Origin of the sequence: Paenibacillus sp. NFR01 (assembly GCF_900111565.1) — a bacterium.
Lineage (GTDB): Bacteria > Bacillota > Bacilli > Paenibacillales > Paenibacillaceae > Paenibacillus_AQ.
Genome location: NZ_FOIK01000005.1, coordinates 173,133 through 194,936, shown reverse-complemented (window position 1 = coordinate 194,936; position 21,804 = coordinate 173,133). Strand labels below are relative to the sequence as shown.

Here is a 21,804-nt window from a genome sequence, read left to right as displayed (position 1 = left end):
ATGCACCTTACCTGCCGCAAGTCCGCGCAGAATATCGGTCATCGGCCGGATTCGCTCCTCCGGAACCCCCCGCTCCAGAAGTACAAAGATGTCGTCATATTGCCCCGGCGAAATATTATAAAGATAATTCCGGATGCCAGGATCGACGGCGGAAGGATACCCCTCGGCACTGTTCACTCCATAATCCGGCTTCGGCTCCGGATGAATCGGACTCCGCGTCGAAGATTGGTAGGCTACGCCCGGTCCCATCTCCGCCGCGATCCGCATCGGCAAATACATAAACTCGCCGACGCCGAGCACCAGCGCCCGGCTTCCTTCGCGCAGCCCGCGCAGCTGCTCGGCGGCGACGCGCGCCGCCCGGTCCACTTCCGCATTGTCTGCGGAACTCAAGCCGAAGCGGCCGCTCCAGCGCATATACGGCGCCGGATTTACTTCGCCGGCGGAATCCGCGGAGCTGACGTACAGCCGCTCCATTCCGTCGTGAACCTGCGTAACGACCACCGGCGCCTGCCGCTCCCGTGCGGATCTACCGCTTGAAGCCTGCAGCAGCGGCGTACCTTCGACTTCGATCGTGCCTTGCAGCAGCGAGATCGCACGGATGGTGATCCCAAGCTCCGCCTCCAGATCGCGGTAGGCCTGTGTCCGCGCCGCATCGCGCCAGTCCAGCAGCGAAGCGACGACATATTCGCGGCGCGGGAATTTGGAATGCAGATCGCGGATCGTATTGATCGCCGTATTGCCTGTCGTAATCTCATCGTCGACCAGCACCGCCGGTTCATCGCCGGAGAGCAGCTCCCGTTCCAGCGCGTAGCACAAATGATCGACCGCATGGGAATGCTCTTCTTCAAAGCTGACCGCCGATTCCAGCTCCGGAATGTTCTCCCGGGTGGTGTGAATGTAAGAGGCACCCTCCGCGAACATGGCATACATGCTGTGGCCCAGCGCCGTAGCTGTCTCGGCATAACCGATGAACAGCAGCCGCTTGGCGGGAACCAGCTTCCGCTCGCATAGCCTTCGGTAGACCTCGCCCGCATGTTCGGGATGCAGCAAACCGTACATGGCAAGCTGCAGCAGGTCATCCAGGTCATCCAGGTCATTCAGGTCCCCCAGATGTTCCAGGCCGTTCAGGCTATCCAGGCCGCCCTGTCGCTCGGGCTCTACCGTCCCTCCGTCGCCAAGCTCACGCTGCAGCAGCAAAGCCAGTGCCGCGCCGGCCAGCAGCGGCGTATAGGGATCGACCGGAATATGCTTACCCAGCAGTTTGCTTACGAACAGAAATGAACGTTTCTTATTGATCCGCGCTGCCATCGAGAACAAAGCCTCTACCGGCAGCCCAAACGGATTCGCCGTCTCCGTAACCGTGACCTTGAGACCTTCGACAATATCAAACGTGTGTATATTCGTTCTCGGGCAGTAATCCGACAAAATGCTGTTGTTCATGTAGCACCCCGTAAATTTGAGATCGTAATAAAATCCGTTGGGCCCAGTTCAGATGCGGTTTGATTTCATTCATTTTGTTGGCGTATTCGCTGCGCAGTACGCCGCGGCTTCCGTCATTGCTCTCCACGATGCTGAGCGCGTCCACGTATTCTTCGTGCATCACCGTATACATCGCCTGTACGGGCCGCAGGTGGGACGGATGAATAATCGTCTTGCCGACAATGCCGTTCTCCTTGTCCAGCAGCACTTCCCGGATCAACCCATCGATGGCGCTGGAAATATAATGGCTGCGCATCTCTTTTCCGTATTTGCCAAAGGTGTCCTCGAACGGCGTCTGCCAGAGCTGCGGCCGAAGCACCCGGTGATTTTTGCCGGAGAAATATTCCCAGACCGGACCGGAGATAACATACCCCTCCTCGACCCGCCCGAAGACATTGATAATGTCGGAGATGCAATCCCGGATCGGCGTCAGGTCATAAATGCTGATATCGGGGCTGCGGCGCAATCCGAACAAGCTGGAAAAATCGGTCGCGCCGATGCGCACATTCAGCACATATTCGCGGTATTCCCGCAGCAGTCCGCGGATGGCAAGCAAGCTGTCCAGCCGGCTTTCGCGGTAGATGATCGGCGCGCTCTCCAGAATCGGCATCCCGTACAGGACGGGATCGCCGCTCACGCGCAAACGGTTATATTCGGCGACCGTTTCAAAATACGCCCTGCCGTTATCAACCGAAAATTTCGGAAACACAAATCCGGTCAGCATCGTAATCAGGCTGCCGAGCCGGAAGATCAACCGTTCGAGCTGTTCCGGACTGCGTACGCGGATAAACAGCAGCGGAAGCTCGCCGGCATCCAGATCGCGGTCAAGATAGGCCGACAGAAGCGCCAGATGCCTGACGACGGCCTCCTCCGCCGCGTTCACTTCGCCATCGCCCACGGCATCTTCCAGATCCATGATGGCGGTAACAAGGCCCGCTTCCCGCAGCTTTAGAATGTCCTCCGGCACATCCGGGCGTGTCGCCGGCATATATAGCGCGGCGCCTACGGCGCAGGCCAGCAGCGCCTGGTCCGTCTTCTGATTAAAGGAAACCGGAGGAGAATGAAATAACGCCCGCTCTTGCTCAGCAGTCAAATAATTAAAATAACGCACAAAGCTTCCTCCTTGGTTCGTTATACGAATTGCGAAGATTTTGTACCGTTAAAACGCGCAGAGCCGGATACCGTCACCCGGGGGCGGCATCCGGCTCTCTTAAGCGATAAGCAAAGACCCGACCATACGTTATTCCATTGTCCTTCGATGTCCGGGCTTACGCCCGGTGATCCGTTTCTTTTTCCCGTTTTTTCTTGCCGGAGCTGTACAGAAGCGTCCCGACGAATACGGCAATCAGTATGGTAAAGAAGACCACATGCGGCATTTCATAACCAAATGCTCCCGCCATCATTTTGCCCGCAATGATTGCAATCAGCAGGAATGCCGTCTGCTCCAGTTCCGGGAATCTGCCGATCAGCTTCAGGAACAGCTGGGCCACGCCGCGCATCATCAGCACGCCGAGGATTCCGCCCAGGAAGAGTACCCATACCTTGTCGCTGAGGCCGAAGGCTGCAATCACGCTGTCGATGCTGAAAGCGATATCCATCAGCTCGACCATCAGCACGGTTTTCCAGAACGAGGCGCCTTTATTCTCCCGTTCCCCTTCTTCGCCGCCTTTAAATAATCCTTTGTAGGCGATGTAGAACAGGTACAGCGCACCAAGCACCTTGACTAATGTAAATTTGATCAGATAAGTTCCGAGGCCGATGGCGAGAAACCGGAACAAATAGGCTCCGAGAATCCCGTAAAACAGCGCCTTTTTCTGCTGCTCCTTCGGCAGATGCTTCACCATGACCGCCAGTACCAGCGCATTGTCCGCAGACAGCAGGCCCTCCAGCAAAATCAGGCTGCCGATAATCCCCCAGCTGACCGGATCAGACAGGGTGGACGAGATATCGCCCCAGGAGAAAAAATGCCCGTAATTATCACTGATGCTTCTAAAAAAATCGCCAAACCAACTCATGATTCCATGCCTCCGTAATCTATTTCATCTCCCAAAGCGTCGCAGCTGCGGCTTGCTCTGCCGGCCCGGGAGATTTTTTTCAAGTCCAATCCGGTAAAAAAAGGGCAGGATCGCTGTCGATCCCGCCTTGAAGCTATGCTTACTCTGCATCCAGTCCATAGTTGCGGCATAACGCGCCTAGACCGCCTGTAAAGCCGCTGCCGATCGCCTGGAATTTCCAGTCTGCGCCGTAGCGGTAAAACTCGCAGAACACCACTGCCGTTTCCGTCGAAAACTCTTCCCCGAGATCAAAACGAAGCACCTCGCGGTCGCCGGACGCGTCCACCACCCGTACAAAGGCGTTGGAGACTTGTCCAAAATTTTGCCCGCGCGCTTCATAATCGTAGATCGTAACCGTAATGCCGATCCGATGAACATGGGCCGGAACCTTGCTGAAATCGATCACGATCTGCTCGTCATCGCCATCTCCCGCGCCGGTCCGGTTGTCCCCGGAGTGAACGACGGAGCCGCCGCCTCCGGCTTTATTATTGTAGAATACGAAATCGTCTTCGTTTCGCGCTTTGCCGTCTTCCCGCAGCAGAAACGCCGAGGCGTCCAGATCGAAATCTTTGCCGCCGCTGTAACGGTTAATGTCCCAGCCAAGTCCGACGACGACCTTCGTCAGCCCCGGATTGGTTTTGGTCAGATCAATCCGCTGTCCCTTCGAAAGACTGATCGTCACTGGCAAGACCTTCTTTCCTGATTTATTGCAGGCCGAATTGGCGTGTCAGCCCTTCCAGACCGTCTTTGTAGCCGCTGCCGATGGCGTTGAATTTCCATTCTCCGGAATGGCGGTACAGTTCACCGACAATCACGCCGGTCTCAATCGAAAAATCTTCCCCCAGATCGAAGCGGATCAGCTCTTCGTTATTGAGATCGTTGACGATACGCACATAGGAGCGGGAGACCTGTCCGAAATTTTGCTTGCGGTTGTCCGCATCATAGATCGTAATGGTAAAGGCAATCTTCTCGACGTCGGCCGGAATGTTCAGCAGATCCACCTGGATTTGCTCATCGTCGCCTTCGCCTTCGCCGGTACGGTTATCCCCCGTATGTACTACGGAGCCGTTTTCGTTCTGCCGGTTGTTGAAGAAGATGAAGTTGCTTTCTTTCGTCACTTTGCCGCCGGCATTCGCCAGGAACACCGATACGTCCAGGTCAAAGTCTTTGCCCCCGTCGTATTTGTTCGTATCCCAACCAAGTCCGACGGTAATTTTGGACAACCCCGGATTGGTTTTGGTCAAATCGATCTTTTGTCCCTTGGATAAATTAATCGCCATTATTCAAAACCTTCCTTTCTTGTCTGGTGTCAATATATTAGATGTATCGCTCGGCAAGCTGGTTGATATGGGCCGCATGGGCGCCTTCACCGATCGCAGCGAATTTCCATTCATCGCCGTGCCGGTACAGTTCGCCGCACAGCAGCGCCGTGAATCCGTTGTAGCTGTCGGTCAGGTTGAACTTGACCAACTCGCTGTTCCCTACGCTGTTCATTATGCGGATATACGCCGATTTGATCATGCCGAAATCCTGCTTGCGGTTAACCGCATCATAAATATTCACTACGACCAGTACCCGATGTACATCGGAAGGTATCGCTTTCAGGTCCACCATAATTTGTTCATCGTCGCCGTCGCCTTCACCGGTCAGATTATCTCCCGAATGGACGACGGATTGGTTACCGTTCTGCTTGTTGTGGAAGCATACGAGATTCAGCTTGTTGGTCAGCTTGCCTTGCTCATTCAGCAAGATCGCAGAGGCGTCGCAGTCCACGTTCGCCTGCTTCTTTACTCCGAACAATCCGCGCGCCGGCGGCACGGGATCCCATCCCAAACCGACAACCACTTTTGACAGTCCGGCATTGCCTTTCGTCAAATCAATCTTCTGGCCTTTTACCAAATTAATAGCCAACGCTCTTGTCCCTCCGTTTCCGCTTAATCTAGCTGCATGAGGCAGCTACCCAAACGTTATATCACTGATACGACAGAAAAGCGGATGCGTTTCAAAAAAAGAGGGGCTTTTCCCCTCTATTAACTATACCTTATCAAAATATCAATCCGCAAACTTAGAGAACCTTCGACAGAAATGCCCTCGTCCGTTCATGCACCGGGCTGCCGAACAGCTGCTCAGGGGCGCCTTCTTCGACCACCGACCCCTGCTCCATAAACAGCACGCGGTCGCCGACCTCCCGGGCAAAGCCCATTTCATGCGTGACGACAACCATTGTCATGCCTTCACGGGCCAAATCCTTCATGACGGCGAGCACCTCGCCGACCATTTCCGGATCGAGGGCCGACGTCGGCTCATCAAACAGCATGATTTTCGGCTCCATCGCCAGCGCCCGGGCAATCGCCACGCGCTGCGCCTGGCCGCCGGACAGCGAAGCCGGGTACATCTCCGCTTTTTCGCTGAGCCCTACCTTCTGCAGCAGCTCCATCGCCTTTTGCCGCGCCCGTTCCTCCGGCCATTTGCGTACACGGACCGGAGCCAGCATGATGTTCTCGATGACTTTCTTGTGCGGGAACAAATTGAACTGCTGGAAGACCATGCCGACCTCCGTGCGGATATCGTTGATTTTGGTCGTTTTTTCCATAAGAGACGTGCCCTCGATCCGGATGTCTCCCCCTTGAGGCTGTTCCAGAAGGTTAAGGCAACGCAGGAATGTCGATTTGCCCGATCCCGAGGGGCCGATGACGACGACAACCTCCTGACTGTAAATATCGATGTTAATGTCGGTGAGCACCTGGTGGGCTCCGAAAGACTTATGCAGGCTTTTGACTGAAATGATCGGTTCCATCGGGCTACACCTTCCGTTCAATATAATTGAGCAGCTTGCTCAAGGAATAGGTAAGGACAAAGTAAATGAAGGCGGCGGTCAGATAAGGCTCCCAAATCCGCAGATACTGGCCTTTCATCGTATTGCTCCAATACATGATTTCCGGGGCAGCGACCAGCGCCAGCAGCGAGGAATCCTTGACGAGCACGATGAATTCGTTGCCGAAGGCGGGAACCATCCGTTTGATTGCTTGCGGAAGTATGATGAACCGCATGGCCTGGCGTTTGGTCATCCCGAGCGACAAAGCTGCTTCGCGCTGCCCGGGGTCGATCGACTGGATGCCGGCGCGGAAAATTTCGGCGGAATAGGCGGCGGAGTTCAATGACAGGGCTATGAACGAGGTCAGCCATACATTGGTGCTGCCATAAAACAAAGGAATGACGCCGAAGTGAACGATCAGGATTTGCACGTACAGCGGCGTGCCGCGGAAAAAGTTGATGTAGCTGTGGAACGGCCAGCGCAAATAGGCCTTGGGCACCATCTTGCCGAACCCGATGCCCAGCCCGAGGATCGAGCCGAGAATAATCGAAACAATGGATACGCCGACGGTGAACAGCGTCCCTCTTAAAAATACCGGCCCGTAGTGGGCAATGATGTCGAATCTGAAGTCCATACGATTCTTCCCTTCTCTTCTGCTGACTCAAAAAAAGAAGCATGCGCAATAGCAATCATTACGCATGCTTGATTGTAGCTGCTTACTTCGCGTTCAGGAGTGCTGCGGTGTCCGGTTCCTCGCCGAACCAGGTCTTGTAGATTTCGGCATATTTCCCGTTCTCCAGAACCGTCTTGATCGCCGGATCAAGCTTTTCTTTCCACTTGCTGCCCTTCGGAAGCAGGATGCCGTAATACTCGGAACCGAAATTTTCCTTGTCGATAATACCCTTCAGCTTCTGCTTCGGATTGTTCTTGATATATTCGTTGACGATGGCGATATCGGCTACCACCGCATCGGCGCCGCCGCCGTTCAATTCCATGAGCGCCACTGCGTTGCTGTCGAACCGTTTCAGGTTCCCGTTGTCCACGCCCATGATGCCGCTCATCAGATCATCAGCCGTGGTTGCCGCTTGTACTGCAACCTTCTTGCCTTTCAGATCAAGCGCGCTTTGAATGTCGCTGTCTTCCTTAACCATGATCATATTGGTGGATTCGAAATAAGGAATGGAAAAGTCATAGGTTTCCTTGCGTTCATCCGTGATCGATACGGAGGACAGGCCCGCGTCATATTCCGTTCCTTGCTGGACGCTCGTCAGCATCGTATCCCAACCGGTATTGGTGATGGTATATTTAATCCCCGCTTCCTTCATCACCGCTTTGATGAAATCAATGTCAAATCCTTTGACCTTGTCCGCATCCATATATTCCATCGGCGCGTAGCTCGCATCGGTAGCAAATCGGATGGTTTCCGCTCCGCCATTGCCGCTGCTTGCGTTATTATTGGAGCCGCAGCCTGTCAGTGCAACCACGAATAATGCAACCAAAGCTGACATCACCCATTTCTTTTTCATACCCATTCTCCCATCCCCCTACGTATTTATAAAATAACTTAAAGAGATTTTATCAGAATAAAGCGTACGTGACAATTAACATTTCTTGTTTATGTAATATAACATGACATATTATCGATGTATTGTAACATTTGTAACGAAATGCCGGGAGAACGCGACTCCTCTTTACTACTTTAATGAAAAAAAGAGCGCCGGCAAGTGATCGAAATCATCCTTGCCGGCGCATTTGCGTCTTTTTTATGCATTTTTATGCGAAAAATTTTAAAAAGTCAAATCCCCGTCGTAGGAAGCGATCATCCGGTACAGCTCCGGACGGCGGTCGCGGAAGATTCCCCATTCGATCCGGCCGACTTCAAGGGCATCCAGATCGAACTCGCTGACCAGCACCGCTTCTTCGTCCCGTCCGGCTTCAACAATCTTGTTGCCCTGCGGGCCGGCGATAAACGAAGAACCGTAAAAGTTGATGCTGGACTCTTCGTCGCGTTCCTCGCCGATCCGGTTGGAAGCGACGACAGGAATCAGGTTCGCGGCCGCATGGCCCAGCATGCAGGTCTGCCAGTGATCCTTGGAATCGATGCTGCCGTCCTGCGGCTCGGAGCCGATTGCCGTCGGGTAGAACAAAATTTCAGCGCCCATCAGGCTCATGACTCTGGCCGCTTCCGGATACCATTGGTCCCAGCAGACGCCTACGCCGATCTTGGCGTATTTCGTCTTCCAGACCTTGAAGCCGGTATCGCCCGGATTAAAGTAGAATTTCTCTTCATAGCCCGGACCGTCCGGAATATGACTCTTCCGGTATTTGCCGAGCACGGTGCCGTCGGCGTCAATGACGGCGAGCGAGTTGTAGCGGGCATAATTCTTCTTCTCGTAGAAGCTGATCGGCAGCACGACTTGAAGCTCTTTGGCAATCTCTTTGAAATGATTGACCGCCTTGTTATACTCCAGCTCGGTGGCGTAAGCGTAATAATCCGATTTCTCCTTCTGGCAGAAATACGGCGTTTCAAACAGTTCCTGCAGCAAAATAATCTGCGCGCCTTCGGCCGCGGCTTTGCGGACCAGCGCTTCCGCTTTGCGGATGTTATCGTCAATGTCGCCGGAGCAACTCATTTGCGTCGCGGCTACTTTTACCAATCTCATGCGGTTGATTCCTCCTGGTTGTTGATGGTTGTGCGGGCTTTACAGCCCGGCTTTCGGCATCTGCTGGGTCGTACAGTGCACGTTTCCGCCTTCGCCGATGACGGCCATACCGTTTACCTTGCGGATGACGCGGTCCGGGAACAATCCGGCCAGCGTCTCTTCGGCCAGCTTATCCGTCTCGGCCGCAGTTCCGCCGAATACCGGTAAAATAATGCCGCCGTTCACGAAATAGAAATTGAGATAACTCAGCGTCAGCCGGCTGCCTTCCAGATCGACGCGCGGCGGCTGCTGGATCGTAACGATCTCGAGCTTCCGGCCTTGGGCATCGACCGCGGCTTCCAGAATACGCAGATTCTCCTGCGTAATCGCATAGTTCTCGTCCTGCGGATCGTCGCAGATTTGCAGGATCACTTTGCCGGGCGCGGCGAAGCAGGCGATATTATCGACATGGCCGTCGGTTTCGTCCCCGCTGAGGCCCCGTTTCAGCCAGATGACCGTCTCTGTGCCGGTATATTCCTTCACGTACTCTTCGATTTGCTCCCGGGTAAGCTCCGGGTTGCGGTTCTTATTCAGCAGGCATTCTTCCGTCGTCAGCAGCGTGCCTTCGCCGTCCGTGTGAATGGAGCCGCCTTCCATGACGAGCGGCGCATCGATCTGTTGCATGACGAGCGACTTCAGAATTTGCGGAGCAACCGCATCATCCAGATCCCATGGCGCGTATTTGCCGCCCCAGGCGTTGAACTTCCAGTTGACGCCGGCGAGTGCGCCTTTGCCGTCCTTCACGAACGTCGGCCCGTTATCGCGCAGCCAGGCATCGTTGTGCGCAACGGGGAGCAACGTTACATTGTCGCCGAGGCCAAGCTTGCCGATGGCCTCTTCTTCCTCGGGATTGACGATGACCGTTACCGGCTCGAATTCGGCGATGGCGCGGATAATTTCCGCATATCCTTCGCTGACGGCTTTATGATTGTCCGGATAGACCATGGAGGCTTGAACCGGCCAGGAGATAAAGGTGCGTTCATGCTCGGCCCATTCGGCCGGCATTTTATAGTTCGAAGCAGAATTCGTCATGTTTGATAGGTTCCTCTGCATTTAGAATTTGGAGCAAAAAGGCCTAAAAACGCTCCTACCCCATCATACAATAATATAACTACGCGCTCAATTCCCGGAAAGACGGATTTCGACAGGAAATACCTGTTGTCTCTGAATTTGACCAATGTTATATTTTGTATAATACTGGAAGCTTTTATACTTAAAATTCGATGGATTCAGAGTGTGAAAGGTGGTTTTGTCCATGGAACCTACCCCCACGATACTGGCTGAATTGGATCATTATATGAAAAAAGAAGCATTGACCGTCGCCCGCTTTGCCGAACGCTCGGGACTTCACTCCGGTACGCTCAGCAACATTCTGCATGGGCACCGCCCGATTGCGATGCAGCAGCTCGACCGGATTACGATGGCGATGCAGCTTCCGGAAGGTTTTTTCTACGAGCTTTATATCGATAACTACATTATCGACAGCCAGCCGGACTGGCGGCGGATCTCGCCGCTTCTGCAGCGCTGCGCCGAGCTCGGCATGCTGGAGGCCATCCGGCGCGTCATTATGCATCTGATGGATAACCTCGCGTACTCGCCGCTTCTGTTCAATACGGCGGAAGAACTGCTGGAGCAGGGATACCCGGATGCCGCCGCGCTGCTCTTTGAGAGCGTAGCCGAGGGTGAACGCTTCCAGCACTCGGAGCGCTTGGCTTTTTGCCGCTTCCGCCTTTTTGCCATCAGCCTCAGGAGTGGACAGGAGACGACTCTGCGCGCAGCCAACCAATTCGAGCCTTATGTGGAGCGCCTGGACGAAACCGACCAGCTCGACGCCCTCAAGCAGCTTGCAGACGTGTTCGCTTCGCTCCATTACTGGGACAAAGTGGACGAGCTGGCGGAAAGGCTGAAATACAAAGCTTCCATTCAATACCGGCACTCCCTGAAAAGACCGCTGCAAAAACAACCATCCCGCCTGTATATCTATTACATTCTTTATTCCTTCCTGTTGCGTTCTGCGGCCGCGGAAGAGCGCGGCGACTTCGAGACGGCGCTGCAGTATGCCGCGATGTATTCAAATGTAAACTGGATGAAGTCTCCTCCCAGCCCGGAAGAAGAGAAGGTTATCGAACAGTTCAAAGAATGGTCGACCGCCAATACTTATCTGTACCGCTTAATGTCCGGCGATGTGGCAGCACTCCCCGACTACATTCGTTACATCGAGAATAAAGAAAATGAAATTTTTCCGGCTTTATACAAAATCATTCAGGCAGCCAATCGCTACAGATTCAGCGTGGACGAACTGCTGCTCCGGTTCAGCCACTATCTTCCCTACCGTTCGCAGCGAAGCCGTCTGGGGGAATTCTCCGAACAAATTACCAGTGACCGGTATTTGCGCTTTTTGGCTGAATTGGCCGTTTATTATTTGGAGAGACAGCAGCCTGATCCCGGATTCCATTACTTGCTGGAAAGTCTGGAACGGTCCGTGAAGATCAAAAAGGACTCCACGATTGTGCGTTGCGTAGGCATTTTCGAGCAATATCGTTATTTAGCCGCGCCGGAGTCCTCCAGTCGTTACACACGTCTAATCATTGAAGCGCAAAACGGCGGGAAACTTGACGATCCTTTTGTCGGTACCGATGGAAAAATGGCGCCCCCGCAAAGTATTCAACATCTTTAGACATAATTTTTAATTAATGTAATATTGCGGACACAATTTTTCCCGCTTTTTGATGATTTGTGGTATTGCCTTTTTTTTCAATTTGTCCCATAATGTAGACATACATCATTTGGTAGGCACTAGTGGAAGTAGAAAAAATCAAATTAGTGAGGTGCAAAGAATCGATGAAAAAAAAGTTGAGTTTTTTGCTGATGGCCGCTAGTTTTGCTATTGTTTCTGCTGGTCCAATTTACCAATTACTTACGCATGGTCTCGGAGGCTAAAGATTAAGAGCTTTCTGGTTTTAGTATTAAAACAGCTGCGCTCATGCGCAGCTGTTTTTTTTGCATTCTATGAAACTACCAAAGCCACTAAATCTTCCAAAAAGGTAGTTTTTGGGGTTGTTCGCGCATTTCACCGAGTACCCTAATTTTTGACAGATTGTATTAATATATTTATGAGGAGGGAGAACTATGCCAAATAATACAGGTGTCACCTTGCTGCGGGTGGAACGCGCCCGGCAGAAATTATATCAAGCACAGAAGAGATACGGCTTTTTTACGCATCCCAAAGTCGTGAAGCAATCGGTCATTCTGGACGAGCTATTGAATGAATACAATGGAGCTGCCCAAGCTTCGGTCCAATCCAGCGTTACAGCGCAATGTCTTTAATCGTCTGACCGTCAAAGCCTTTGACCGTAAATTTTCCGTTATCGAGAATCCCGTACGAGTTCGGATAGTTCTCCTTAGGCAAGGAGATGGACCCCGGATTCAGCACATACACGCCGTCTTTGACATCGGCGACGGGAATATGGGTATGACCCTGAATAAACACATCCTTCGCGGAGAGCGGCGGCAGGTTGTCCATGCTATAGCCGTGACCGTGAGTCGCATAAATTTTCCGGCCCTCCTGCAGAATCAGCATATAATCGGCCATCATCGGAAAATGCAGCAGCATCTGATCCACTTCCGCATCGCAGTTGCCGCGTACCGCGGCCAGCGGAAATTCGCAGGCATTGAGCCGGTCGGCTACGCCCTGCGGATTGTAGTCCTGCGGCAGCAGATTCCGCGGACCGTGATACAGGAAATCCCCAAGAAAGACCAGCGTATGCGGCTTTTCTTCACGGGCCTTCTCCAGCGCCCGCTCCAGCCAATATAAAGAGCCGTGAATATCGGAAATAAACATCAGTTTCATCATGAACCGCCTCTCTTTCTTCTACACCGATTATATCTTTCCCGTTCCGGGAAGCGCAAAGCGGACGCCCCCTATTCCAGAGGGCGTCCTGCTGTGTTGTCTGGCTTATGGCAAATTCGAGGAGCCGGTCAAATAACGGTCAACCTCGCGGGCCGCCTGGCGGCCTTCGTTGATCGCCCATACGACGAGCGATTGACCGCGGCGCATGTCGCCGGCCGTAAATACGGCTTCCACATTGGTCGCCTGCTTGCCGAACTCGGCTTTGGCATTGGAGCGCTCATCACGGTCAACGCCGAGCTGGTCCAGCACCGTGTTCTCCGGTCCCGTAAAGCCGAGCGCCAGCAGAACGAGCTGGGCCTTCAGCACTTCTTCGCTGCCAGGCACTTCCACCGGAATCATCCGGCCTTGCGCATCCCGCTGCCATTCGATGCGGACCGTATGCAGCTCCTGCACGTGGCCGCCGTCGTCTCCGACAAAACGTTTGGTGGAGACGAGATAACGGCGCGGGTCCGCTTCGTAAAGCGCAGCGGCTTCCTGCTGGCCGTAATCCACCTTTAGCACCTTTGGCCATTCCGGCCAAGGGTTATTCGCCTGGCGGGTCAGCGGCGATTGCGGCATGATCTCCAGCTGGACCACGCTGTTGCAGCCGTGGCGGATGGAGGTGGCCACGCAGTCGGTGCCGGTATCGCCGCCGCCGATGACAACAACATCCTTGCCTGCGGCCGAGATATATTCGCCGTCTGCGAGCTCCGAATCCAGCAGGCTCTTCGTATTCAGTGTCAGGAATTCCATGGCCTGGTGGATGCCCCGCAGCTCGCGGCCTTCAATCGGCAGATCGCGCGCTTTGGTAGAACCGCCGCACAGCACGACGGCGTCGAATTCCGCCTTCAGATCTGCAGCGGAAAGGTCTTTGCCGATTTCCGTGCGAGTTACAAACGTGATACCTTCGGCGGCCAGCAGGTCGACGCGGCGTTGAACCGTCTGTTTGTCCAGCTTCATATTCGGAATGCCGTAAGTCAGCAAGCCGCCGATGCGGTCGGCCCGTTCATATACCGTTACGCTGTGCCCCGCTTTGTTGAGCTGTGCGGCGCAGGCCAGTCCCGACGGCCCGGAGCCGACGACGGCAACCCTTTTGCCCGTACGGTGCTGCGGAGGTTCGGGAACGATCCAGCCTTCCTCGAATCCGCGGTCGACAATGGCGCGTTCGATCGATTTTATCGTAACCGGCTTACCATGATACCCTACCGTGCACGCCCCTTCGCAAGGCGAAGGGCAGACACGGCCGGTAAACTCGGGGAAATTGTTGGTCTTGTGCAGCCGTCTCAGCGCGACTTCCCAGTTGCCTTTATACACCATGTCATTCCACTCGGGAATCAGATTATGCAGCGGGCAGCCCGAAGCCATTCCGGACAACAAGCGGCCTACATGGCAGAATGGCGTGCCGCAATCCATACATCGCGCGCCCTGCTCTCTCAACTTCTCTTCCGACATCGGCACGGAAAACTCATTCCAGTTCTTGATGCGTTCCAGAGGCGCACACTCCGAGGGAGTCTGCCGCTCATACTCTAAAAATCCGGTTGTTTTACCCATTCCTGTCACCCTCCGAGTCTCTCTATTGGTCCAGCTTCTCACCCCGTACCGGCTTCACAAGGAACCCACTTGCTCTCCTGCAGCCAGCATGTACACCACTGTAAAGCGCTGAAGCGAGAGGCTGCAAAAAGGCGCCTGCTTCTTCGGCAGGCCCCCTCAAGAATCGCCAAGGGAAAGAAATTGAATTCATATTAACATCCCTTTCCCTTGCGGAGAATGAGCTATGTCACCTTTTTCGCAAAAAAACAATTGAAATTTGAAGAATTCATGTACGTGTTTATGCCGGATGTACCGCAAGCACGACCATGCCAATGCCTTGCACCGTGAGGCGCCCGTCGGCAAGCTGCGTGACGAGCTCTTCGCCAAAGATCACCTGCCAGTCGCCAAGCGGCGGAAGTACGGCAGATGCAGCCCCGGTTCCGGAGTGATACAGCACGTACAGATGCAACGCGGCATCGCCTCCGGCATGCCCCCGAAGCGTGTAGGCGATGGCGCCGGACGGCGCTTTTTCAAAGATCAGCTGCTCGCGGATTTCATCGGCGCTGCGCAGACGGAAGGCCGGGTGGCTGCGCCGCAGCGCGATCAGCCGCTGCATGTATTCAACATCCGCAGCATGCTCCAGGCAACGTTCCCAGTCGAGCCGGTTGATCTCCACCGGAGATTTATAGCTGTTCTCGACGCCGAATTTCGTGCGCATGAATTCCTGGCCGGCATGCAGGAACGGAATGCCTTGGCTGGTCAGCACCAGGGCCGATGCCAGGCGGTGCATCGCTCTGCGCCGGTCATCCCCGTATCCCTGCGAGGACAGGATGATTTTATCCCACATCGTATGATTGTCATGGCACTCCACGTAGTTGACGCATTGCTGCGGCTCGTCGGCAAACTGGCCGCTTTCCTGCCCGTAAACGACACCGCCGGTGATGCCCGTCTTGACTGCCGGTACCGTGCTGAGGTTGCCGCCGATAAAGCCCGGCTCCGCTTCCCTGAAAATATTGCCCTTAACTGCATCGCGGAAGCCGTCGTTGAAATGGCCGATGCCCGGAAGCGCGTTTGCGTTCATCTGGTTGGCCTGCTTCTCCGGCGCAAGCTCCGTCTCCATAATCCAGCCTTCCCCGATGGTAAGGATCGAAGGGTCCACTTCGTCGAGACGGCGGCGAATCTCCTGCATCGTATCGATATCCATCAGGCCCATCAGGTCGAAGCGGAAACCGTCCATATGATATTCCTTCGCCCAGTACAGTACGGAATCGACGATAAACCGCGAGGTCATCACCCGTTCCGTGGCGACATCGTTGCCGCAGCCCGAGCCGTTCGACAAGGTGCCGTCCGGTTTATAACGCAGGTAATAGCCGGGAACCAGCTTCGTGAAGTTCACCCGGTAGCCGTCGTAGACATGGTTGTAGACGACATCCATAATGACGCGCAGGCCGCGGTCGTGCAGCGTCTGGATCAGCGTTTTGAGCTCACGTATGCGCACCGCAGGCCCATACGGATCGGTCGCGTAGGAACCCTCCGGAACGTTGTAGTTTTTCGGATCGTAGCCCCAGTTGTAGTGCGGTTCGTCCAGGCGGGTCTCGTCGACGCTTTCGGTGGCAAAATCATAGACCGGCAGCAGCTGCACATGCGTCACGCCCAGCGAAGCGATATGATCAAGTCCGGTTGCGATTCCGCCGGGTCCGCGCGTTCCCGCTTCGGCCAGTCCAAGGAACTGCCCTTTATGCGTGATGCCGCTTTCGGGATGGACGGATAAATCGCGCAGGTGCAGCTCGTAGATCACCGCGTCGACCGGATCGGCAAAAGCCGGTTTATCTTCGGTCCAGCGGACGGGATCGGTTGCGCGCAGGTCAAGAATCGCGGCCCGGTCGCCGTTGACGCCGACGGCTTTGGCATACGGATCAGCCGCTTCATTCCACCGGTCGCCTAGGCGCACTCTATAAGTGTAGAATTTTCCGGCGAGTTCGCCGGCGACGCTGATCCGCCATGTCCCCCGCACCTCGCGGGTCATCGGCTGCACCGAGACGGGTTCGCCCTGCCAGGAATCGTACAGCACGAGCATGGCCTCCTGAGCGGTTGGCGCCCACAGGCAAAATGCCGAGGAAGCCGGCGTATAACTCAGGCCCAAATCGTCTCCGTCATAACTGAAAAGCGCGTCAAAGTCCTGGGCAAATACGGATATTCCTTCCGTAGCCGCGGGATCACCGTAATAGATCGGTTCGTTCATATCCTTTTGTACGGACAAGGCCACTGTCTCCTTTATGATCAAATGGAATCATAGCAATAGGTTCATATAGCTGGAATTATAGCTTGAAAACGCTTATTGCGCAAACGTTTGAACAGCGATAATTCGTAATATTTTTCAACAATTCAGCTAGTTTGGCCGCGGACTCCGATATTTACACCGACCATTGTCAGCACCGCCTGATTAGGGGCATAGGGGATCCTGCGCTCCCGGCTCACGCGAAATCCGCCGCCGCGGGTCCTTGCCCCGTTGTCCAGGACCAGCAAAAGCGCGTCGGCATTTCCGGTTTCTTCGTACCCGATTCCGAGCGTCCAATGATAGTCGTAGGCGTACCGGCCCCGCCAGCGGAGCTTGCTCCATTTATCGAATTTCAGCGCGACCGGCCTTCCGGCGTCGATCTCCGCTTTGTAGCGCTCCAGATCATTGAACACATCGATGGAACAAGGTACCTCCGTTCCTTCACTGGATACATCAGCGGCAAGATATGCCCGGGCGCCCCGCACAAACCGTCCTGCGCTCATTCCCCACGGTCTGCCCCCGTGCCGCCGGTATATGTAATTGATATGCGCGGCCTTCGAGCCGAAATGACTTTTCCCGCGAATCCGTTCCCGTCCCTGAACGGTATGCCAGTATTCCATCAGGGCCGCCAGCGTCGCCGGCCCGCAGGCCGACCCGGGAGAAGCCACCTCAGGCTCCCACTGCGTATAAGGCTCTACGTGAAGCCGCTGAATCCGTGTATCCTCAAGCAACCGATTTTCGCCTCCTGCCGTCCGGGTGCGTATTGACGCAACGTCCCCATTCGATTATAGTGGGGGTAAATATCATGATACGTATCCTGTTGCGTCGGAAGCACCCGCAATCAAGGCTGTCTAACAGCCTTATTGCGGGTGCTTTTTTGCGTTCTGTGCACCTACAGGATACGAAACCTGAAGGAGGAACACAAATGAACCGGTTTAAACCCGCTGCTCTGCTCCCGTTCACCCTGCTGCTGCTCGCTTTACTTGTCCCGTTCGGCTCCGTCGGCGCGTCCCCCACGCTGCTGACCGCTTCGGTCGGCGATTCGCTGGAGGCCACGGCGGCCGCAGCCGATACTTCCGCCAAGGCCGCTCTGCGCAGCAGGTACCGCGAGCTCACGGCGCTCTCCGCGGAGTATGATTCCCGCGAGCAGCAGATCCGCACGCTGCACGAGAGCAACGCCCAAGCGCTGATCGCCGTGCGCAAGGATATCAGCGCCATCGACCAGGCGGAGGTCGCCCGGCTGACGGCGGAGCTGTCCAGCCTCAAGCAACGCCGTCAGCCGCTCTTTGACCAGTACAGCGCGCTCAACAAGCGGATTTCGCTGCTGAAGGGCCTGAAGGACAAGACGCTGAACGCCGTACTGAAGGCCCAAGCCGAAGCAATGAAGCTCCTCGTTCAGGCCGCACGCGAAGAGATCCGCGGCAAAGAAGCGGAGCTGAAGGCGGCCAAGGAGACCCGCTCACGAAAAATCGCCGCCGCTCGCAAAACGCTGGCCGGCATCGAAAGCCCTCAGGTTTCGATCGCCACGAAGAAGAGTGTCGCGTCGGCGCTGAACAAACGGCTGGCCGCCGATTACAGCGACTTCAAAGCCGCGGTCCGCAAGCAAAACGCCGCACTGGCCAATCAGTCGCTGGCTTCGCTGCTCTCCGGCTACAAGCAGGTTGCCGCCGGCAAGCAGTCGATTGCCGGGCTGGAGCAAAAAATCGCGGATGTCATCGCCCTGACCGCGAAACAGGTCAAGCAAAGCTGACCGGCCGGTGTCTTTCGCAAACTTCCGCGCATATCGTAGGAGTAGAAGCCCTGCGCTTCGCCGAAATGCGAGGGAGGCCTGACCGTATGCAGATATGTATCATAGCGCCCGAGAAATTGCCGGTACCGGGCAGCGGCTCGGTGGAGATCAGCGTCTGGGCCGTTGCCCGAAAGCTGGCCCGCCGCCATAAGGTCACGGTATTAAGCCGGAGAACCTTCGGTCTGCCGAATGCCGCGGAGCAGGATCAGGTACGGCTCGTCCGCCTGCCATCGGGCAGCCCGTCCCGCTACAATGCATCCGTACTGAAATTTCTGGAGCAGGAGCGCTTTGACATAATTCAGGTCGATAACCGGCCGCTGCTGGCGGCCCAGATCAAGAACAAGCTGCCGCACACGCCGGCGCTGCTCTTCCTCCATTCGCTTACGTTCGTGCCGGCCACGCCTGCCGTTGCCCGCGCGCTGTCCAAACCCGACCTGGTCGCGACCAACAGCGACTCCCTGCGGGCCCAGCTTGCCCGGCGGTTCCCCGGCCTTGAGCCGCGGCTGACCGTCGTGCCGCTTGGCGCCGACCTCTCGCGCTTCGCGCCGCCGCAGCCGGCGGACCGGGAAGCGCAGCGCCGGCTGTACCGCGTTCCGCCGGCATTTGCCGTGCTGTTCGTCGGCCGCGTGATTCCGCGCAAGGGCGTTCCGGTCCTGATTCGCGCCGTCGCCCGCCTGAACAAACGCCATCCGGCGCATCTGCTTATCGCCGGCAGCGGCAAGCCGCCGTATCTCCGGCGGCTGCGGGCGCTGGCCCGCCGGCTGCACGTGCCGGTCACCTTTCTCGGCAGCGTCGCGCACGAGAACATCCATGGTCTGTACCAGGCGGCGGATTGCCTTGTCTGCCCCTCCCAGCAGCATGAATCGTTCGGGCTGGTCAATGTGGAGGCAATGGCTTCCGGCCTGCCGGTCATCGCCTCGAACAATGGCGGCATCCGCGAGATCATCCAGTCCGGCCGGAACGGCTTTCTGGTGGACCGTTACCGCGAGGCGGCGCCTTTTGCCAGATGGCTCGCTATTCTGGCAAGCGATCCCCAGCTTGCGGCAAGGATCGGCCGGCAGGGACGTTTTGACGCGCTGCGCACCTTCGAGTGGCAGCGGACCGCCGCGTCGCTCGAAGAGTTGTACAAGGTGCTTGTCACTCCGCCTGCCGGACACGCGCAGTAGCGCGCCTCACCGCTGCTATGAAAGCCGGCAGGCCCCGGAGATGCGACACTTTGTCGCATAACTTTTGTGATGCTCTTCGCTGGTAACGCTTGCAGTTAACATTATACTCATATTGTAAACGTTGCCATTTAATCATAGATTGGCTTCCCGAGCATCACGACTTTGGCAACCCCCTACAACCCATTTTCCGCTGTAGAAAGGGTGCATCGTAATGTTAATGATCAAAGCCATTATTCGTCCCGAAAAAGCTGACGAGGTCATGTCCGAGCTGATGCTGGCCGGCTTTCCGTCCATCAGCAAGATGGATCTGCTGGGGCGCGGCAAGCAAAAGGGAATTCAGGTCGGCACCAACTATTACAATCAGATCTCTAAAAAAATGCTGATGATCGTCATCCAGGACGACGAGAAGGACGATGTCATCAAAATCATTATGCGAACGGCGCGAACCGGCGAACACGGCTCCTTCGGCGACGGGAAGATTTTCGTCCTCCCGGTCCAGGAAGCTTATACGATCAGCACGGGTAAAAACCAGCTTTAATGCGGTGCGGCCGGAAGGACTAAACGGCGCCTATTGTGCCCAGTCCAAGAGCCAGCAAATCCTGTCCTTTAGCGGCCCGACCATTATGGAATAATTTCGGATACTACAAAAAGGCAGCAAGGCGGAAGAGGAGCGATGGCTCCGGCCGCTTTACTGCCTTTTGACAATTTGTCAGGCTGCCCAATCAGAACATTTGAATGACGGTCAGCACCAGACCGACGATAAACCCGCATACAGCGCCGTTGACGCGGATCCACTGCAAGTCTTTGCCGATTTTCTCTTCCAGCATGCTGACAAGCGACGCATCGTCCATCTTATCCAGGTTCTCTTTGACCAGAAGGCCGATCCGGTAGTGATTGCGCGTGGCGTAATCCACGAGCGAATTGCGGATGCGTTCCTCCAGCAGCCCGAGCCATTCCTGCTCGATGCTAATCCGGCGGGTCAATCGCACATACAGCTCAAACAGCTTGCGGCCGCCGGCCGCCCGGTCCTGCTGCACCCGCTCCAGGATTTTGCCGCGCAGCCGCTCCAGCTCTTTAAGCAGGAAGTCGGCCGCTTCTTCGCCCTGAATGGCCCCCAGCGCCCAATCCTTGAGCATCGCCATCTTCGACTCGTCGCCGACCAGCTGGAATATGGCAATGCGAATCTCGCGCATAATCTCTTCGCGGTGCGGATTGTCCGCCTCGCGGAAGTCCTCAATCGCCGACTTCAGCATGCCCTGCAGCATGTCGCCCAGCATATCGGCATCCATGAACCCGACAAACGCCTGAAACGCCATCCCTTTCAGCCCGCCAAGCTTCACCTCGGATAGCTTTTGGGCCGCGATATTGCCCAGCATCATCTTCGTTTCCGGACGGGCGCTCCAGCCGGCTACGCCTTCCAGCGCATAATCCAGCGCTTCAAGGTCCTTGCCGTCCTGTATTAGCCGGGTCACGATCTTCTCGGCGGTCCCGCCCACATCTGCGGAACGCACGTAGTCGGCTGCTGCCTTCTGGATGTAAGGCACCGCCTGCTCCAGGGGAAGCTTGCCGATTAGCGTCTCAAGCTGAGCAAGGAGCTGCAGGCGTCCTTTGCGGCGGGCAAAAAATCGGGTCAGCAGCCCGCTGCCGATGGACACAAACCGGAATTCCCGCAGCTTGTTCCCGATGCTCGCCGGGTTCAGCAGCTCCGTCTCCATGGCGGAAATCAGCGACTGCACGATTTTGTCCCGGTTCTTCAGCAGCAGGGACGTATGCGGGATCGGCAGCCCGAGCGGATGCCGGAACAGCGCCGTCACCGCAAACCAGTCGGCAATCCCGCCGACCAGCCCGGCCTCAAAGCCGCCGCGCAGCAGGATGACTGCCGTATTCTCCGGCAGAAATAACGTAATCAAAAAACCGCAGGCCATAACGGCCAGCGAGATCGACGCCAAATGTCTGGAACGCATAATAACTCCTCCTGTTACTCACATGTATGTTATTGTATCACGCGGAGCTTTTTTCGAAAAATGCGCCGTTTTTTCATTTTTCAGAAAATCAATGATAAACTATGGGGCAGATACATAAACAACAGGACAGGAGAATGA

Annotated in this window: 20 protein-coding genes and 1 pseudogene; 5 read left to right on the top strand and 16 right to left on the bottom strand. The window is 55.6% G+C overall.

What is annotated here, in order from left to right:
* Positions 1 to 39: 39 nt before the first annotated feature.
* The 11 genes and pseudogenes from BMW84_RS20120 to BMW84_RS20070 form a co-directional block, all read right to left on the bottom strand.
* Positions 40 to 1,308: pseudogene (locus tag BMW84_RS20120) on the bottom strand (phosphoribosyltransferase family protein); the annotation flags it as partial.
* 76 nt (positions 1,309 to 1,384) lie between these two features.
* A complete protein-coding gene (locus BMW84_RS20115; RefSeq protein ID WP_091071457.1) occupies positions 1,385 to 2,590 on the bottom strand; it encodes an HpcH/HpaI aldolase/citrate lyase family protein in 1,206 nt (401 codons plus the stop codon).
* A 157-nt stretch (positions 2,591 to 2,747) separates the two neighbouring features.
* On the bottom strand, positions 2,748 to 3,494 hold the full coding sequence (locus BMW84_RS20110) for a TerC family protein (protein ID WP_091071455.1): 747 nt from the start codon (positions 3,492 to 3,494) through the stop codon (positions 2,748 to 2,750).
* A 139-nt stretch (positions 3,495 to 3,633) separates the two neighbouring features.
* The gene (locus BMW84_RS20105) at positions 3,634 to 4,215 is read right to left on the bottom strand and encodes a TerD family protein (protein WP_091071453.1); all 582 of its coding nucleotides are present in this window, start codon (positions 4,213 to 4,215) and stop codon (positions 3,634 to 3,636) included.
* A 22-nt stretch (positions 4,216 to 4,237) separates the two neighbouring features.
* Entirely contained in the window at positions 4,238 to 4,813 is a 576-nt protein-coding gene (locus BMW84_RS20100; RefSeq protein WP_091071452.1) for a TerD family protein, read from the bottom strand.
* Between the two features lie 37 nt (positions 4,814 to 4,850).
* On the bottom strand, positions 4,851 to 5,444 hold the full coding sequence (locus tag BMW84_RS20095) for a TerD family protein (RefSeq protein ID WP_091071450.1): 594 nt from the start codon (positions 5,442 to 5,444) through the stop codon (positions 4,851 to 4,853).
* A 154-nt stretch (positions 5,445 to 5,598) separates the two neighbouring features.
* Positions 5,599 to 6,321, bottom strand: a complete 723-nt coding sequence (locus BMW84_RS20090) for an amino acid ABC transporter ATP-binding protein (RefSeq protein ID WP_091071597.1) — start codon at positions 6,319 to 6,321, stop codon at positions 5,599 to 5,601.
* Positions 6,322 to 6,334: 13 nt separating this feature from the next.
* Positions 6,335 to 6,982, bottom strand: coding sequence for an amino acid ABC transporter permease (locus tag BMW84_RS20085; protein WP_091071449.1), 648 nt, complete (start codon positions 6,980 to 6,982; stop codon positions 6,335 to 6,337).
* 82 nt (positions 6,983 to 7,064) lie between these two features.
* Positions 7,065 to 7,880 carry a basic amino acid ABC transporter substrate-binding protein gene (locus tag BMW84_RS20080; RefSeq protein WP_091071447.1) on the bottom strand — a complete coding sequence of 272 codons (816 nt, stop codon included), beginning with the start codon at positions 7,878 to 7,880 and terminating at the stop codon, positions 7,065 to 7,067.
* 255 nt (positions 7,881 to 8,135) lie between these two features.
* Positions 8,136 to 9,011: an N-carbamoylputrescine amidase gene (gene aguB, locus BMW84_RS20075; protein WP_091071445.1), complete on the bottom strand. Its 876-nt coding sequence runs from the start codon at positions 9,009 to 9,011 to the stop codon at positions 8,136 to 8,138.
* Positions 9,012 to 9,050: 39 nt separating this feature from the next.
* On the bottom strand, positions 9,051 to 10,082 hold the full coding sequence (locus tag BMW84_RS20070; protein WP_091071443.1) for an agmatine deiminase family protein: 1,032 nt from the start codon (positions 10,080 to 10,082) through the stop codon (positions 9,051 to 9,053).
* 223 nt (positions 10,083 to 10,305) lie between these two features.
* Between BMW84_RS20070 and BMW84_RS20065 the strand changes: the two genes are divergently transcribed.
* Both BMW84_RS20065 and BMW84_RS20060 read left to right on the top strand, forming a co-directional pair.
* Entirely contained in the window at positions 10,306 to 11,727 is a 1,422-nt protein-coding gene (locus tag BMW84_RS20065; RefSeq protein ID WP_175498934.1) for a helix-turn-helix domain-containing protein, read from the top strand.
* Between the two features lie 452 nt (positions 11,728 to 12,179).
* Positions 12,180 to 12,377: an aspartyl-phosphate phosphatase Spo0E family protein gene (locus BMW84_RS20060; RefSeq protein WP_091071441.1), complete on the top strand. Its 198-nt coding sequence runs from the start codon at positions 12,180 to 12,182 to the stop codon at positions 12,375 to 12,377.
* Here BMW84_RS20060 and yfcE read toward each other — a convergent pair.
* The 4 genes from yfcE to BMW84_RS20040 all read right to left on the bottom strand — a co-directional run bounded on the left by yfcE (position 12,358) and on the right by BMW84_RS20040 (position 17,478).
* Entirely contained in the window at positions 12,358 to 12,900 is a 543-nt protein-coding gene (yfcE, locus tag BMW84_RS20055; RefSeq protein ID WP_091071596.1) for a phosphodiesterase, read from the bottom strand. The two genes, BMW84_RS20060 and yfcE, sit on opposite strands and share 20 nt — an antisense overlap.
* A 105-nt stretch (positions 12,901 to 13,005) precedes the next feature.
* Positions 13,006 to 14,490, bottom strand: coding sequence for a glutamate synthase subunit beta (locus BMW84_RS20050; protein ID WP_091071439.1), 1,485 nt, complete (start codon positions 14,488 to 14,490; stop codon positions 13,006 to 13,008).
* 277 nt (positions 14,491 to 14,767) lie between these two features.
* Positions 14,768 to 16,729 (bottom strand): type I pullulanase, encoded by a 1,962-nt coding sequence (gene pulA, locus BMW84_RS20045; protein ID WP_091071437.1) that lies wholly within the window; start codon positions 16,727 to 16,729, stop codon positions 14,768 to 14,770.
* A gap of 125 nt (positions 16,730 to 16,854) precedes the next feature.
* The gene (locus BMW84_RS20040; protein WP_175498932.1) at positions 16,855 to 17,478 is read right to left on the bottom strand and encodes a C39 family peptidase; all 624 of its coding nucleotides are present in this window, start codon (positions 17,476 to 17,478) and stop codon (positions 16,855 to 16,857) included.
* A gap of 194 nt (positions 17,479 to 17,672) precedes the next feature.
* Between BMW84_RS20040 and BMW84_RS20035 the strand changes: the two genes are divergently transcribed.
* From BMW84_RS20035 to BMW84_RS20025, 3 genes are all read left to right on the top strand, one after another.
* Entirely contained in the window at positions 17,673 to 18,497 is an 825-nt protein-coding gene (locus BMW84_RS20035) for a hypothetical protein (RefSeq protein WP_091071433.1), read from the top strand.
* Between the two features lie 86 nt (positions 18,498 to 18,583).
* Complete coding sequence (locus BMW84_RS20030; protein WP_091071431.1) at positions 18,584 to 19,702, top strand: glycosyltransferase family 4 protein; 1,119 nt, start codon at positions 18,584 to 18,586, stop codon at positions 19,700 to 19,702.
* A gap of 211 nt (positions 19,703 to 19,913) precedes the next feature.
* Entirely contained in the window at positions 19,914 to 20,240 is a 327-nt protein-coding gene (locus tag BMW84_RS20025; RefSeq protein WP_091071429.1) for a P-II family nitrogen regulator, read from the top strand.
* Between the two features lie 184 nt (positions 20,241 to 20,424).
* Here the strand turns inward: BMW84_RS20025 and BMW84_RS20020 are convergent, their stop codons facing one another.
* On the bottom strand, positions 20,425 to 21,666 hold the full coding sequence (locus BMW84_RS20020; RefSeq protein ID WP_091071427.1) for a DUF445 domain-containing protein: 1,242 nt from the start codon (positions 21,664 to 21,666) through the stop codon (positions 20,425 to 20,427).
* Positions 21,667 to 21,804: the final 138 nt, after the last annotated feature.